Source organism: Faecalibacillus sp. TM498 (genome assembly GCF_020589955.1).
In the GTDB taxonomy this organism is placed as follows: Bacteria; Bacillota_I; Bacilli_A; order Erysipelotrichales; family Coprobacillaceae; genus Faecalibacillus; species Faecalibacillus intestinalis.
In genome coordinates this window covers 1-14,267 of sequence record NZ_JAJDKB010000055.1, presented here as the reverse complement: position 1 = coordinate 14,267, position 14,267 = coordinate 1, and the positions used below count along the sequence as shown (strand labels likewise).

15 protein-coding genes are annotated in these 14,267 nt (G+C 29.7%); 13 read left to right on the top strand and 2 right to left on the bottom strand.

Annotated elements, in window-relative coordinates:
- Positions 1–223 (top strand): hypothetical protein (locus tag LJD32_RS12805; protein WP_227403826.1); only part of this gene is annotated, 223 nt, incomplete at its 5' end.
- Positions 224–252: 29 nt separating this feature from the next.
- Here LJD32_RS12805 and pgeF read toward each other — a convergent pair.
- A complete protein-coding gene (gene pgeF, locus LJD32_RS12800) occupies positions 253–999 on the bottom strand; it encodes a peptidoglycan editing factor PgeF (protein ID WP_175302027.1) in 747 nt (248 codons plus the stop codon).
- A gap of 69 nt (positions 1,000–1,068) precedes the next feature.
- Between pgeF and LJD32_RS12795 the strand changes: the two genes are divergently transcribed.
- Positions 1,069–1,347: a hypothetical protein gene (locus LJD32_RS12795; RefSeq protein WP_175302021.1), complete on the top strand. Its 279-nt coding sequence runs from the start codon at positions 1,069–1,071 to the stop codon at positions 1,345–1,347.
- A gap of 17 nt (positions 1,348–1,364) precedes the next feature.
- Here LJD32_RS12795 and LJD32_RS12790 read toward each other — a convergent pair whose 3' ends face one another.
- Entirely contained in the window at positions 1,365–3,005 is a 1,641-nt protein-coding gene (locus LJD32_RS12790; RefSeq protein WP_227392566.1) for an NFACT family protein, read from the bottom strand.
- A 99-nt stretch (positions 3,006–3,104) separates the two neighbouring features.
- On the opposite strand from LJD32_RS12790, the gene gmk reads away from it, so the two are divergent.
- The 11 genes from gmk to tnpB all read left to right on the top strand — a co-directional run bounded on the left by gmk (position 3,105) and on the right by tnpB (position 14,157).
- The gene (gene gmk, locus LJD32_RS12785) at positions 3,105–3,668 is read left to right on the top strand and encodes a guanylate kinase (RefSeq protein ID WP_032089890.1); all 564 of its coding nucleotides are present in this window, start codon (positions 3,105–3,107) and stop codon (positions 3,666–3,668) included.
- Positions 3,669–3,749: 81 nt separating this feature from the next.
- Positions 3,750–5,939 carry a primosomal protein N' gene (gene priA, locus LJD32_RS12780; RefSeq protein ID WP_227392565.1) on the top strand — a complete coding sequence of 730 codons (2,190 nt, stop codon included), beginning with the start codon at positions 3,750–3,752 and terminating at the stop codon, positions 5,937–5,939.
- Positions 5,940–5,941: 2 nt separating this feature from the next.
- A complete protein-coding gene (gene rsmB / locus LJD32_RS12775; RefSeq protein ID WP_175302025.1) occupies positions 5,942–7,192 on the top strand; it encodes a 16S rRNA (cytosine(967)-C(5))-methyltransferase RsmB in 1,251 nt (416 codons plus the stop codon).
- A gap of 3 nt (positions 7,193–7,195) precedes the next feature.
- Positions 7,196–8,218, top strand: coding sequence for a 23S rRNA (adenine(2503)-C(2))-methyltransferase RlmN (gene rlmN, locus LJD32_RS12770; RefSeq protein ID WP_032089893.1), 1,023 nt, complete (start codon positions 7,196–7,198; stop codon positions 8,216–8,218).
- A complete protein-coding gene (locus LJD32_RS12765; RefSeq protein ID WP_032089894.1) occupies positions 8,218–8,949 on the top strand; it encodes a Stp1/IreP family PP2C-type Ser/Thr phosphatase in 732 nt (243 codons plus the stop codon). The genes rlmN and LJD32_RS12765 overlap by 1 nt, the downstream gene beginning before the upstream one ends.
- A gap of 3 nt (positions 8,950–8,952) precedes the next feature.
- Positions 8,953–10,854 carry a Stk1 family PASTA domain-containing Ser/Thr kinase gene (gene pknB / locus LJD32_RS12760; protein ID WP_227392564.1) on the top strand — a complete coding sequence of 634 codons (1,902 nt, stop codon included), beginning with the start codon at positions 8,953–8,955 and terminating at the stop codon, positions 10,852–10,854.
- A 1-nt stretch (position 10,855) separates the two neighbouring features.
- Positions 10,856–11,731, top strand: coding sequence for a ribosome small subunit-dependent GTPase A (gene rsgA, locus LJD32_RS12755; protein ID WP_032089960.1), 876 nt, complete (start codon positions 10,856–10,858; stop codon positions 11,729–11,731).
- Positions 11,724–12,374: a ribulose-phosphate 3-epimerase gene (rpe, locus tag LJD32_RS12750; protein ID WP_227392563.1), complete on the top strand. Its 651-nt coding sequence runs from the start codon at positions 11,724–11,726 to the stop codon at positions 12,372–12,374. The genes rsgA and rpe overlap by 8 nt, the downstream gene beginning before the upstream one ends.
- Positions 12,371–12,970, top strand: a complete 600-nt coding sequence (locus tag LJD32_RS12745; protein WP_175302023.1) for a thiamine diphosphokinase — start codon at positions 12,371–12,373, stop codon at positions 12,968–12,970. Before rpe ends, LJD32_RS12745 begins: the two co-directional genes overlap by 4 nt.
- Before the next feature lie 141 nt (positions 12,971–13,111).
- Positions 13,112–13,702: a rubredoxin-like domain-containing protein gene (locus tag LJD32_RS12740; RefSeq protein WP_022000839.1), complete on the top strand. Its 591-nt coding sequence runs from the start codon at positions 13,112–13,114 to the stop codon at positions 13,700–13,702.
- Positions 13,703–13,962: 260 nt separating this feature from the next.
- Positions 13,963–14,157, top strand: coding sequence for an IS66 family insertion sequence element accessory protein TnpB (gene tnpB, locus LJD32_RS15670; RefSeq protein WP_081918897.1), 195 nt, complete (start codon positions 13,963–13,965; stop codon positions 14,155–14,157).
- The last annotated feature ends 110 nt before the right edge of the window (positions 14,158–14,267 follow it).

Sequence of the window (14,267 nt, the reverse complement as noted above, 5' to 3'; positions counted from 1 at the left end):
TAAAAAGATGTGTAATTTAGGAGAAATGATAGCCAGAGAAAATATAGAAAAAGGACATTCTATGGGACTGGTACAAGGACAAAAATTGGAAAGAAGAAAGAAAAATATTGAACATGTAACAAATTTAATGAGTGAATTACAATGTTCTATGCAAAGAGCTATGGATGTTTTAAAATTGACAGCTGATGAAAGAAAAGATGTTGAAGAATATTTTAAATCTTAAAATCATAGGCGATATGAATTTCATATCGCCTATTTTCTTTTAATGATTGTTACATTTCTTTGACCATCATGATTGACACGATGTGAAAAGAATAAATCATTATTTTCATTTGTACAATAAGAAGAAACTTGAATATTTTCTTCTAAAACCCCTAAATTTAATAATTGTTGTTTATTTAATCCTTTATTATCTAATAAATAATGATTTTCATCTGTTTTTTGATAAAAAGGTGAAGTATCAAAGTTCATTTTCTTAACTTGATTAATCACATCATCTTGCACTTCTAAGTGCTTTTTAGAAAGACAAGGACCTATTAAACAATACATTTCTTTTGGATTACAATTTTCTTTTTCAATAAGATAACGAATTGTATGATCAACAATTTGTCTAACTGTACCAAGCCATCCTGAATGAATAGCACAAACGATTTTTTGATCTTTGCAATAGACTAAAATTGGTGTGCAATCTGCATGAAATGACAGTAAGAATAAATCTTTATCTTTCGTATAAGTTGCATCTACTTCATAGAGGTCATCTGTTTGTTTTAACATATTGGTACCACCATCTTTCATTAAAAAGACTTGTTTTAAATTGGTAGAATGTGTTTGTCTAGGGGCTACCATATGTTCTAAATCTGTATTTAGTAATGAAGCAAGTTCTTGTCTATTTTCTAATACTTTTAAATAATTTGGATTATTTAAAGAAATATCACCTAATTTCCTAGTTGTTGTATATGCTTCTACATCTTCATGTAAATTCCATTTTATTAATTTCATTTGTTTCTCCTTTACAAAAGTCCAATTCTTTTTAATACATGACCATACCTTATATTAGGAGGTGTTATTATGAGCTGTAATTGTCAACAAAATACATGCTGTCAAGGACAATATGGAAACTTTGATAATAACGGTTATGCAAATTATTTTAATTCAAATATAGGAAATGGTTTTACTCCACAACCAATTGTCGCTCCTAAGAAAGTATGTACAACATTTCAAAATCAATATGTAGAACAACCTATTATTTGTCCAATTGAATGTCGTCGTGTCAATAACATTGTTTATGTTCCACGTTATTATCCTCGCTATGAACAAACATGTTATACACAAACAAATCGTTATTAAAAATAGGTGCTTAGCATCTATTTTTTTGTAAGTTCTTGTAAAAACTCATCATCTGGATCAATATAGATTGTTTTATAATTATCTAAAATTACTTTTCCTGGTTTACTACCCGCAGGTTTTTTGAGTGTTTTGACGAGTGTATAGTTTACTGGAACACTACTTGAATTTTTTCCTTTTGAATAGTATGCAGCAATTTTAGCAGCTAAACGAATCGTATATTCATCTAAATCTTGTGCTTTAACAATGACATGGCTTCCTGGCATATCTTTTGCATGAAACCACATATCATAACGATGCGCATATTTAAATGTTAAATAATCGTTTTGTAAGTTATTTTTACCAATATCGATTTCAATTCCATCTTTTGTAAGATATTGTTGAAATTGAGGACGTTTTTTCTTACGAATTGTATTTTTTTGTTTTTTCTTTTTTAAATATCCTTCGTTTTCTAATTCTTCTTTGATTTCTAAAGCATCATAATATGTTGCTTGTGACATAGCGGTTATTAAAGAATCGAAATATTCAATTTCTTTTTCAGTTAAATCAATTTGTTCTAAAAGAACATTGATTGAATTTTTAGCTTTTTGATATTTTTGATAATATTTTTGAGCATTGGCTTTTGGATCTAATTTAGGATCTAAAGTAATATCTAATTTTGTATTATCATAATAATTGTCAACAACAACATGAGTCATCCCTTTTTGTATTAAATGTAAAGAAGCATATAATAAATCTCCTTTAATACGATAATCATCACTATTATGTGAATCATCTAAGGTTGCTTTTAATTTCTTTAATTTTGAAGTGTTTTTTTGATATTCATTTTGTATAAATTTTAAAAGATTACTTGTTTGTTGTTTAATTCTTTCTTTTTGATCTATTTCATTAAAGTGAGTATCTAAACCATCAAATAAAGAATATTTAGATGTTTCTCCTTGTAAATGTGTCAGTTCAATAACATGAAAATATTCTTTATCATTGACTTTCGTAATATAGAGATTTTGAGAATTTTCTATTTCTTTCATAATCTCTTTAAAAGATTCATCTTGATCAATACGATATAATATTTCTTTAGATAAAATAGGAGACATTCCTTGATAGATTTTAGTAAGTTGGTTATCTTCTACAAATTCATTTGTAAAAGGATCGAGTTTTTCCGTCATTGGTGGTAATTGATAAAGGGCTCCTGGTTGTAAAAATCTTTCACTGTTCATACTTGGTGAAATATGTTTAATACAATCAATGATTTTATCGTTTTGACCTACTAAAATAATGTTTGAATGTTTTCCCATGACTTCTACATAGAGAATATATTCAATATAATCACCTAATTCATTGTGACAGCTAAAAGTGATTTTAAAAATACGATCCAAATCGATTTGTTCAATATCTTTAATATAACCACCTTCTAAAAGCTTACGATAAAGCATTGTAAGCGGATTAGGAGATTCTGGTGTTGGATAAGATAAAGATGTTAATTGAACACGTGCATACATTGGATGACTTGAAATCAATAACTGATAATTCTTTTTATTTGCACGAACTTGAAATAAAAGTTCATATTTTGATATTTGATAAATTTTATTGATACGACCGCCTTTTATTGTTTCTATCAATAAATTTTTTACTTGATGCATCATAATGCCATCATATGCCATAGTTATCACCCCAAAATACTATAACATATTTGAAATTTAATTGACATTATCTCTTTGTTATTGTAGAGTTATTTTTATAAAAAAAGGGGTGTGGAAAAATTGAAAAGAGGAATGTTAATCATTCTTAGTGGGCCTAGTGGTGTTGGTAAAGGAACAGTAAGAGAAGAATTGTTCAAAGATGAAAGTTTAAATTTAAGTTATTCTATTTCAATGACAACAAGAAAACCTAGACCTACAGAAACAGATGGTGTAGATTATTTCTTTGTTGATGAAAAAACGTTTGTAGATAAAATTGCTCAAGGTGGATTATTAGAATGGGCAAGATTTGTAGGTAATTATTATGGTACCCCTAAAGATAATGTAGATCGTTTATTAGATGAAGGGAAAAATGTCGTTTTAGAAATCGAAGTTCAAGGAGCGTTGCAAGTCATGAAAAAGTGTCCAGATGCCCTTACGATTTTCTTGGTACCACCTTCATTAGAAGAATTAGAAAGACGTATTCGTGGTAGACGTACAGAAAGTGAAGATATCGTGAAAGAACGTCTTGATAAAGCACGTAAAGAAATTCAAACAAAAGATGAATATAAATATGTTGTAGAAAATGATGATGTTCATCTAGCAAAAGATAAAATAGCAAAAATTATTAAAGAACATCAAAAGTAACTGTTGGTTTTTATAACTGACAGTTTTTTTGATAAAGCTACAATAGATGTGGTAAAATACAAACAAAAGGGAGGTGGAAATATGTATATTGTTAAGGTTCTTGTGGAACATGCAATCTATAAATTAGATACGACCTATGACTATTTATCTAAATATCAAGTTTTGGCAGGTTGTCGAGTCCATATCCGTTTTGGTTATCAACAACTTGTAGGTTATGTCGTTGAATGTCAAGAAACACTTTTTACTCAAAAACAATTAGAAGAAAAAAATGGTTTTAAATATTCTTTTATCCAAGATGTCATTGATCAAAAACCATTACTTAATCAAGAATTACAAGAACTTGCAAACTATCTTTCAAAACAAACGCTTTCTACAAGAATCAGTTGTTTACAATGTATGTTACCACCTCAATTAAAACCAAGTACCAATCATAGTGTTGGTATTAAATATCAAAAAGTTGTTTCCTTTGTAAAAGATATTCCCCTTAAAACAACAAAACAACAAGAAGCTTTAAATTATATAAAAGAACACGATTTATTACCCATAAAGGATTATCCTTTTTCAACAGCTCTTTTAAATAATATAGAAAAACAAGGAGCAATTATTTATAAACAAGTAGAAGTTTATCGAAATCCTTACAATGAACATCTACAACAAGAAGATTATCCCTTGACTACTAGTCAACAAAAAGTTGTTAATCAAATATTAGCATCTTTTCATCAATTTAAAACCTTTTTACTTTATGGAGTCACAGGTTCAGGAAAAACAGAAGTTTATTTACACCTTTCTAGATTTGTGATTGAACAAGGAAAAACTGTCTTGATGCTTGTCCCTGAAATTGCTTTGACTCCAATGATGGTCTCTGCTTTTAAAAGCCGTTTTGGAAAAAGCGTCGCTATCTTACATTCAAAATTATCAGCGGGGGAAAGATATGATGAATATCGTCGAATCATTGGTGATGAAGTAAAAATTGTCGTTGGAGCAAGAAGTGCTGTTTTTGCACCACTGGAAAATATAGGTTTGATTATTATGGATGAAGAACATGATGCTAGTTATAAACAAGAAAGTCCACCACGTTATTTAACATCTCAAGTAGCGAGAAAAAGGGGTGCTTATCATCAATGTCCAGTTGTTTTAGGTAGTGCCACACCTTCTCTTGAAAGCTATAGTCGTGCTTTAAAGGGTGCATATGAATTATGTATACTTTCTCAAAGGGTCAATCAAAAACCTTTACCACAAATTGAATTGATTGATATGGTCGAAGAAATGAAAGCACATCATTATGAAGTATTATCAAGGAAGATGAAAGCTAAAATACAAGAAACAATCGATAAAAATGAACAAGTGATTTTATTGCTTAATAAAAGAGGTTATTCAAGTTATGTTCGTTGTTTAGATTGTGATGAGGTATTAAAATGTCCTCATTGTGATGTATCTTTAACTTATCACAAAGATACCCATACAATGCGTTGTCATTATTGTGACTTTCAAGTACCTTACCAGCAAAAATGCAGTCATTGTGGAAGTACCAATATTAAACTTATTGGCAGTGGGACACAAAAGATAGAAGAATATTTACAAAATAATTTTATAAATTCAAGAGTGATTCGCTATGATGTAGATTCTACAAGGAAGAAGCAAGGACATCATCAATTGCTTAAACAATTTGAAAATCAAGAAGCAAATATATTAATAGGAACACAGATGATTGCTAAAGGATTAGATTTTGAAAATGTGACTTTTGTAGGAGTTATTAATGCAGATCTTTCTTTAAATATTCCTGATTTTAGAGCAAATGAAAGAACATTTCAATTATTAGAACAAGTTTCTGGTAGAAGTGGTCGAGGGAAGAAACAAGGAACAGTGATGATTCAAACGTATAACCCTGATCATTTTGTTTTACAATGTGTTAAAAATCATGATTATCAAAGTTTTTATCAAAAAGAAATGGAAATGAGAAAACTTGCGAAATATCCACCTTATTGTTATTTAATAAGTATTTTAGTACAAGGTAAAAAAGAAGATGATGTGACTTTTTGTAGTCAACAAATAAAGGAATATTTAGTAAAACAATTACCGAAGGTAATTGTTTTAGGACCTGCTAATTGTACGATTTATAAGATGAATGATATTTATCGAAAGAGAATGACACTTAAAATAACGAATACAACACATGTTTATGAGGTGTTGCATGCAATGAGTGATTATTATAATAAAAAAGGAAGAAAGGTAAATGTGATATGTGATTTTAATCCATACACAACGATATAGTTATGGCAAGAGAAAATGCATATATGATTTTAAATCAATATTTTGAAGATGAGAGTTTTTTAAATATTGCTTTAAATGAACAATTAAAGAAAAGTAATTTAAAAAGAGAAGATAAAGATTTATGTACAACCATTGTTTATGGAACAATTCAAAATCTTTTATATATTCAATATCAACTTCAACCTTATATTAAAGGAAAAAGAGTAAAGAAAAAAATAAGGACACTTCTTTATATGTCTTTATATCAATTGATATATTTAGATAAAATACCTGAATATGCCATTATTAATGAAGCGGTTAAAATAGCTAAAAAAGAAGGTTATCAAACAAGTCAATTTGTAAATGCGGTATTGAGGAATTTTACAAGAAACGAAAGAAGATCGTTAGAGGAATTAGATGAATTAGAAAAAATCTCGATTATGACATCACATCCTTTATGGATGGTCAAAATGTTTAATAAACAATATGGTTTAGAAAAAACAAAAATGATTTGTGAAGAAGATAACATGCCTCCTACAAGAAGTGGGAGAGTCAATACATTAAAAACAACAAAAGAAGAGTTATTAAAAGAAAGCTGTTTTGAAGAGGGAACATTGTCTCAAGATGCTCTTTTATATAAAAGAGGAAATCTAGCCTATACTTCTTATTACAAAGAAGGTAAAGTAACGATTCAAGATGAATCAAGTCAATTAGTAGCAAGACTTTTAGATCCTCAAAAAACAGATTACGTTTTAGATATGTGTAGTGCTCCAGGAAGTAAAACAACACATCTTGCAGCATTAATGGAAAATCAAGGGAAAATAGAGGCCTATGATTTATATAAGCACAAAGTAAAATTAATAGAACATAATTTAAAACGTTTAGGTGTTAAAAATGTACATGTTCAAGCAGGTGATTCTACAAAGCTCATAGAACGCTATCCTCCTGAAACGTTTGATCGTATTTTATTAGATGCACCTTGTTCAGGGTTTGGAGTTTTAAAACGTAAACCAGAAATTAAATATCATGATTCGAGTGTGATGGATGGTTTAATCCCATTACAAGCACTTTTATTAGAAAATGCGTATAATTTATTGAAAAATGATGGTACAATGGTTTATAGTACATGTACAATCAATAAAAAGGAAAATGGGATGATGATTGAACATTTTATTCAAAAACATCCTGATATGAAAGTTATTGAACAACGTACAATTTTGAATTATGAATATCACACAGATGGATTTTATATGTGTAAAATGAAAAAGGGATAGAAGATGGAACATTTATATAATTATTCTTTAGAAGAATTAACTGAATATTTTAAATCAATCAATGAAAAACCTTTTAGAGCAAAGCAGGTTTTTCAATGGTTATATCAAAAAAATGCTTTTGATTTTCAAGAAATGTCTAATATATCAAAAGATTTAAGAGAAAAATTGGAAAAACAATGCATCATTGATACCTTTGAAATACAAGAAAAGCAAGTATCAAGTGATGGAACTATCAAATACTTATTTAAAATGATTGATGGTAACTTAATAGAAGCCGTTTTAATGAGACATGACTATGGTCAATCATTATGTGTAACAAGCCAAGTAGGATGCAATATGCAATGTGCCTTCTGTGCTAGTGGGCTTTTAAAAAAACAACGTAACTTAACAGCTGGTGAAATGGTCAATCAAGTCATGGCAGTCGCTAAAGATACAGGTATTCGTGTTTCACATGTTGTTGTCATGGGAACAGGTGAACCTTTTGATAACTATGATGAAGTGATGAAATTCGTTAGAATTATTAATCATCCTCATGGTTTAGCTATTGGAGCAAGACATATTACGATTTCTACATGTGGACTTGTCAATATGATTGAAAGATATAGCAATGAAGGAATTCAAACAAACCTTGCTATTTCTTTACATGCCCCTAATGATGAAATTAGAGACCAATTAATGCCTGTAAATAAAGCGTTTAATATGGATGCTTTAAGAAAAGGTGTTGCAGATTATATCGAAAAAACGAATCGTAGAGTGACATTTGAATATATTTTATTAGATGATGTCAACGATTCACTTGCACATGCAAGACAGCTTGCTCATTATATGAGAGGATTGAATGCGTATGTGAATTTAATTCCTTATAATAGTGTTGATGAACATGGTTTTAAACCAAGTAGTCATGTAGAGGAATTTAAAGACGAACTATTAAGATTACATATTAACTGTACGGTTAGAAAAGAACATGGTAGAGATATAGATGGAGCATGTGGTCAGCTAAGAGCAAAACGTAGTGGGGTGATATAATGGAGTATTATGCATTGACTGATATTGGAAAAATCAGAGAAAAAAATCAAGATCAAGCAGCAACGGCCATCAATTTAAAAGATCAGGTTTTAGGTGTTGTTTGTGATGGTATGGGAGGACATAAGGCAGGAGAAATTGCATCTCATGTTGTAGAAGAACATGTACTTACATGTTTTAAAGCCAATCCACCTTTTTTGGATGATGAAGAAGTGACAAATTGGTTAATGGATACTGTTTTAGAAGCTCATCAAATTGTAAAAAGAATGGCTAATATGCAAGAAGATACGAAAGGAATGGGAACAACTGTAGCGATTGCGGTGGTTGATGGTGATGATGCTTTCTTTTGTCATGTAGGTGATAGTCGTATTTATATTTATGATGATCAAGAAATTACCCAAATGACAAGGGATCATACTTTAGTCAATGAATTGATTGAAAGAGGAGCAATTACAAAGGAAGAAGGAAAGAATCATCGTCAAAAGAATGTTTTAATGCAAGCTATTGGTGTTGAGATGAATATTGTACCAGATATTCAAAAGTATAAATTAAATGGGAAGAATATTTTGATTTGTAGTGATGGGTTATTTAATTCTTTAGAAGATGAGGAAATTTTAAATATTGTTAAAAAAAATATGAATGTTAGAGATAAAGTACATCTTTTAATTGAACAAGCAAATGAACATGGTGGGCATGATAATATTGCTGCTGTGTTAATAGAAGGAGGACGTTAAAAAATGAATAAAATCATTGCTGAACGTTATGAATTGATTGATATTATTGGTCAAGGAGGAATGGCAGATGTTTATCTAGCAAATGATACGATTTTAAATCGTACAATTGCTATCAAGATATTACGTACATCTTTAGCGAAAGATCCAATTTATATTGCAAGATTTCAAAGAGAAGCTTCAGCAGCAGCTGCGCTTTCACATAAAAATATTGTTGAAATTTATGATGTTGGTGAAGATAATGATCAATACTATATTGTCATGGAGTATGTACCTGGTAGAACATTGAAAGAATTAATTGCTAAAAGAGGTGCTTTACATGTAATGGAAGCTATTGACATTATGAAACAAGTGCTTTCAGGAACAGCAAGAGCACATCAAATGGGAATTATTCATCGTGATTTAAAACCACAAAATATTTTAGTAACGGATACAGGAACAGCTAAGATTGCTGATTTTGGAATTGCTTCTATTCAATCACTTACACAGTTTACACAAACAGATGTGATTATGGGTTCTCTTCATTATTTAGCACCAGAATTAGCACGAGGAGAAAAAGCTACAGTTCAAAGTGATATTTATGCTTTAGGAATTGTTTTTTATGAATTATTAAGAGGACAAGTACCATTTAATGGGGAATCTCCAGTGAATATTGCTTTAAAACATATGCAAGAAGATTTACCATCACTTAGAGAATTTAATCCATCTATTCCTCAATCAGTAGAAAATATTATTATTAAAGCAACTGCTAAAAACTTAAATGATCGTTATAAAAGTGCTACGGAAATGTTAGAAGATTTACAAACATGTTTATCTAGAACAGATGAAGAAAAACTTGTTTTTGATCATAGTGATGAAGTGAATGATCCTACGATTGTTGTAAATCCACGACAAATCTTTGATGAAGAAGAACCAGAAGAAGTTGAAGAAAGAGCTGTTGAAAAGAAGAATAATAATGGTAAAGGAAAACAAATTTTAGAAAAATTAAAAAATCCTAAAGTTTTTGCAGGAGTCGTTGCAGGTGTTGTTTTGATTATTGGAATTATTTGTTATTTCTTACTTTTTGGTGGAAATAAACAACCAAATGTAATGCCAGATTTAGTTGGATTGAAACAAAGTGAAGCAGAAAAAATGTTAAAAGATTATGATGTTACAATTAATAAGACAGTTTTTAAAGAATTATCTGATGATTATAAAAAAGGTTTAATTACAAAAACTGATCCAGAAAAAGGTTCTTCTATTAAAGAAGGAGATGTTATCACAATTACTGTTTCAAAAGGTAAATATATTGTTTTAGATAATTATACGGGATTAAGTTATGATGAAGCTAAAAAGAAATTAAATAAGATTGGCTTTAAAGTTGATATAAAACGTGAAGTTTCTGATAAAAAGGCGGGAACAGTTTTAGAACAAAGTTTAGAAAAAGGTTATAAACAAGATCCTACAGATAAAGATCGTACAATTACACTTACGATTTCTAAAGGATCCTATGTGATTTTAGATGATTATACAGGTATGAGCTATGATGATGCCTATAATAAATTGAGTGGTTTAGGATTCAATGTTACAAAACGTGAACAAACTTCTGATCAACCGGCAGGTACCGTTATTGATCAAAATTTAGCGAAAGGCTATAAAGTAGATCCAACAGATACAAATAGAAATATTACGTTGACTGTTTCTACTGGTTATAGTCAAACAGTGCCTTCTGTTGTTGGTTTAACACCAGATAGTGCGAAATCTAATCTTGAAAACTTAGGCTTTACTGTTTCAATGGAAGGGACACAATTCCCTGAATCAGGTGGAGATGAACGTTATATCGGTGCAGTTTACAAACAAAGTATTGCTGCTGGAACAAAAGTAGATAAAAAAGGAACGACAATTACAATCTATTATTATGAAGATTAACATAGATGAAGGGCGTATTGTCAAGGCATTAGCTGGTTTTTATTACATTGATGATGGTCATGAAGTGCATCAATGTCGTGCCCGTGGAAAATTTAGAAAACAAGACATAAAACCAGTTGTTGGTGATTTTGTAGAATTTCAAAAAGGTAACCATGATGATGGTTACCTTCTCAAAATATTAGAGAGAAAAAATGTTTTAAGAAGACCACCGATTGCAAATATTGATCAAGCATTACTTGTTTTTTCAAGAAAAGAGCCTGATTTTTCAACAGTATTATTAGATAAGTTCTTATTATTGATAGAACACTATCACATTAAACCAATCATTGTTATTTCTAAAATGGATATTGAAGGGGATGACTCTATTTATCAATATATTCAAGAATATAGAAATGCAGGATATACTGTGATTGAAACAAGTTCTAAACAAAATAAAGGAATAAATGAGATTAAAGAAATTTTTAAAGATCAAGTGACTGTGATTACTGGACAAAGTGGTGTTGGTAAATCAACGCTTTTAAATGCGTTAGATATTTCTTTAAATTTAGAAACAAATCAAATATCGAAAGCTCTTGGAAGAGGGAAACATACGACAAGACATGTTGAACTCATGAATTTATATGATGGTTATGTAGCGGATACTCCTGGTTTTTCATCTCTTGAATTAGAGATGGAACCAACAGAAGCAGCGAGAGCATATCATGATTTTGATGAATATGCTACTGCTTGTAAGTTTAGAGGATGTTTGCATGATAGTGAACCTCATTGTGCTGTTAAAGAGGCTGTTGATGAAGGAAAGATTTCTAAAGAACGTTATGAACATTATTTAACAATGTTAAAAGAATTAAAGGAAAAAAAGGAGAAACGATATGGTTAAAGTTGCACCTTCTCTTCTTTCAGCAAATTTTGCTTGTTTGAAAGATGATATTGAAAAAATCGAAAATGGAAAAGCTGATTGGCTTCATTATGATGTTATGGATGGACATTTTGTACCTAATATTTCTTTTGGATATAGTATTTTAAAAGATGTTTCTAAAGTAACAAATTTATTTTTAGATGTTCATTTAATGATCAGTGAACCTCAAAAGTATGTAGATGAATTTATTAAAAGTGGAGCAAATTTAATTGTTTTTCATATTGAAACAATGGAAAATAAAGAAGATACTTTAGCACTTATTCATCATATTAAAGAAAATAATGTACAAGTAGGAATAAGTATTAAACCAAATACACCGGTTGATGCTATTCAAGATTATTTATCTTTATTAGATGTTGTTTTAGTGATGTCCGTTGAACCAGGGTTTGGTGGACAATCATTTAAGGAAATTGCTCTTGATAAAATTAAAGATCTAGCTTCAAGAAGAAAAGATAATAATTACAATTATCTCATTGAAGTTGATGGTGGAATCAACGAATCAACAGGAAAACAATGTAAAGAAGTAGGTGTTGATGTTCTTGTTGCTGGAAGCTATGTATTTAATAGTGAAGATTGTTCACAAAGGATTGCTTCTTTAAAATGAAAATAGCGTTATGTGCCACACATTTAGAAAAGATGATACTTCCTCAAGACAGAGAATATATTGGGGTAGATCATGGTGTGGAAGAATTATTGAAACAAGGAATTACACCAAAGTTTGCCATCGGTGATTTTGATTCCTTACAAAATAGACAGACATTAGAAAATTTAAATATTCAAATTTTACCAGAAAGAAAAGATGTGACAGATACGCATGCTGCTATCGAATATGCAATTTCTAAAGGTTATGATGAAATTGAATTATATGGTGTTACCGGAGGACGTTTAGATCATTTTTTTGCAGTTATGTGTTTGCTTGAAAAATATCAAGATGTTTCTATAAAGGTTATTGATCAACAAAACTGTATTCAATTATTAAAACCAGGAATTCATCATATATATAATCAAGAATATTATTATTTTTCATTATTTGCTTTAAATGAAAGTATTCTATCTATTAGTCAAGCTGAATATACATTAGATCATTATTTACTTAAAAGAGATGATCCATTATGTGTATCAAATGAAGTTAAAGGTGATTATACAATTATTGAAAATAATGAAAATATTATTTTAGTTCGATCAAGAGATGCTAAATAGGCATCTTTTTCTTTTGAAAAAGAGTTATAATAATAGAAAGAGTTAAATAATGTTTCTAAAGAGATTGACAATGGAGAATTATATGTTATAATTAAGCAGTAATCATTCCTAATAAGGAATTAAAAAAAGGAGAAAAGAAATATGGCTAAATTTGTATGTAAAGTATGTGGATATGTTTATGAAGGAGATGCAGCACCAGCTGAATGTCCAGTATGTCATGTAGGAGCTGACATGTTTGAAGAAGTAAAAGGTGAAATGAAATTAGCAGCAGAACATGAATATGGAATCTATGCTAAAACTGTAAAAAATAATCCTGATATCAGTGATGAAGATAAAAAATATATCTTTGATCAATTAAAAGCTAACTTTGAAGGTGAATGTTCAGAAGTTGGTATGTATTTATGTATGGCAAGAATTGCTCATAGAGAAGGTTATCCTGAAATTGGATTATATTGGGAAAAAGCTGCTTATGAAGAAGCAGAACATGCAGCTAAATTTGCTGAAATGTTAGGAGAAGATTTAGAACCAAATATGAAAGCAACAACTAAAGATAATTTAGCTTGGCGTGTTGATTGTGAATTTGGAGCTACTGCTGGTAAAGTTGAACTTGCTACATGTGCTAAAAAGAATAATTTAGATGCAATTCATGATACTGTTCATGAAATGGCTAGAGATGAAGCTAGACATGGTAAAGCATTAAAAGGTTTATTAGATAGATATTTTGGGAAATAATAGAATTATTGAATTATAGAAGGGCTCAATTGAAATGAGCTCTTTTTATTTACAGTAGTAGTTAAATTCTCAAAGTATTGTAATGACAATCATATTTGTATTTCCAGCTTCTATAAACAAAAGGCTTTGATTCTTGATGAAGAAAATACTTTTATTCCTGTCATCATTGATAAAAGTAATGATGTTATTGATTTTGATATTGACCATCATCATATTTCCTGTTCCAAACAAAATCTCAAGATTTTATTGGAGAACCTGCTATGATTATCAATACCGATGAAATCAAAAATATTTATGTTGCCAAGCAGTTTTGTGACATGAGAAAACAAATTGATGGTCTTGCTTTGATTGTTACATCTCAGTTCAGCATGAATGTCTTGGATCATAGCTTGTTTATTTTTACTGATTTTTCACCAAGCTACATTTGGCTTCGTAGGATCATAATGTCTGTTTAATAGATTTTTTAATTTGTCAGAGAAATCATGACTAACTGTTGTTTGAATATATGTCTTAATATATTTTGCTTTGATATTGTTTTCCTTCATGATCGAATAAACATATTTTT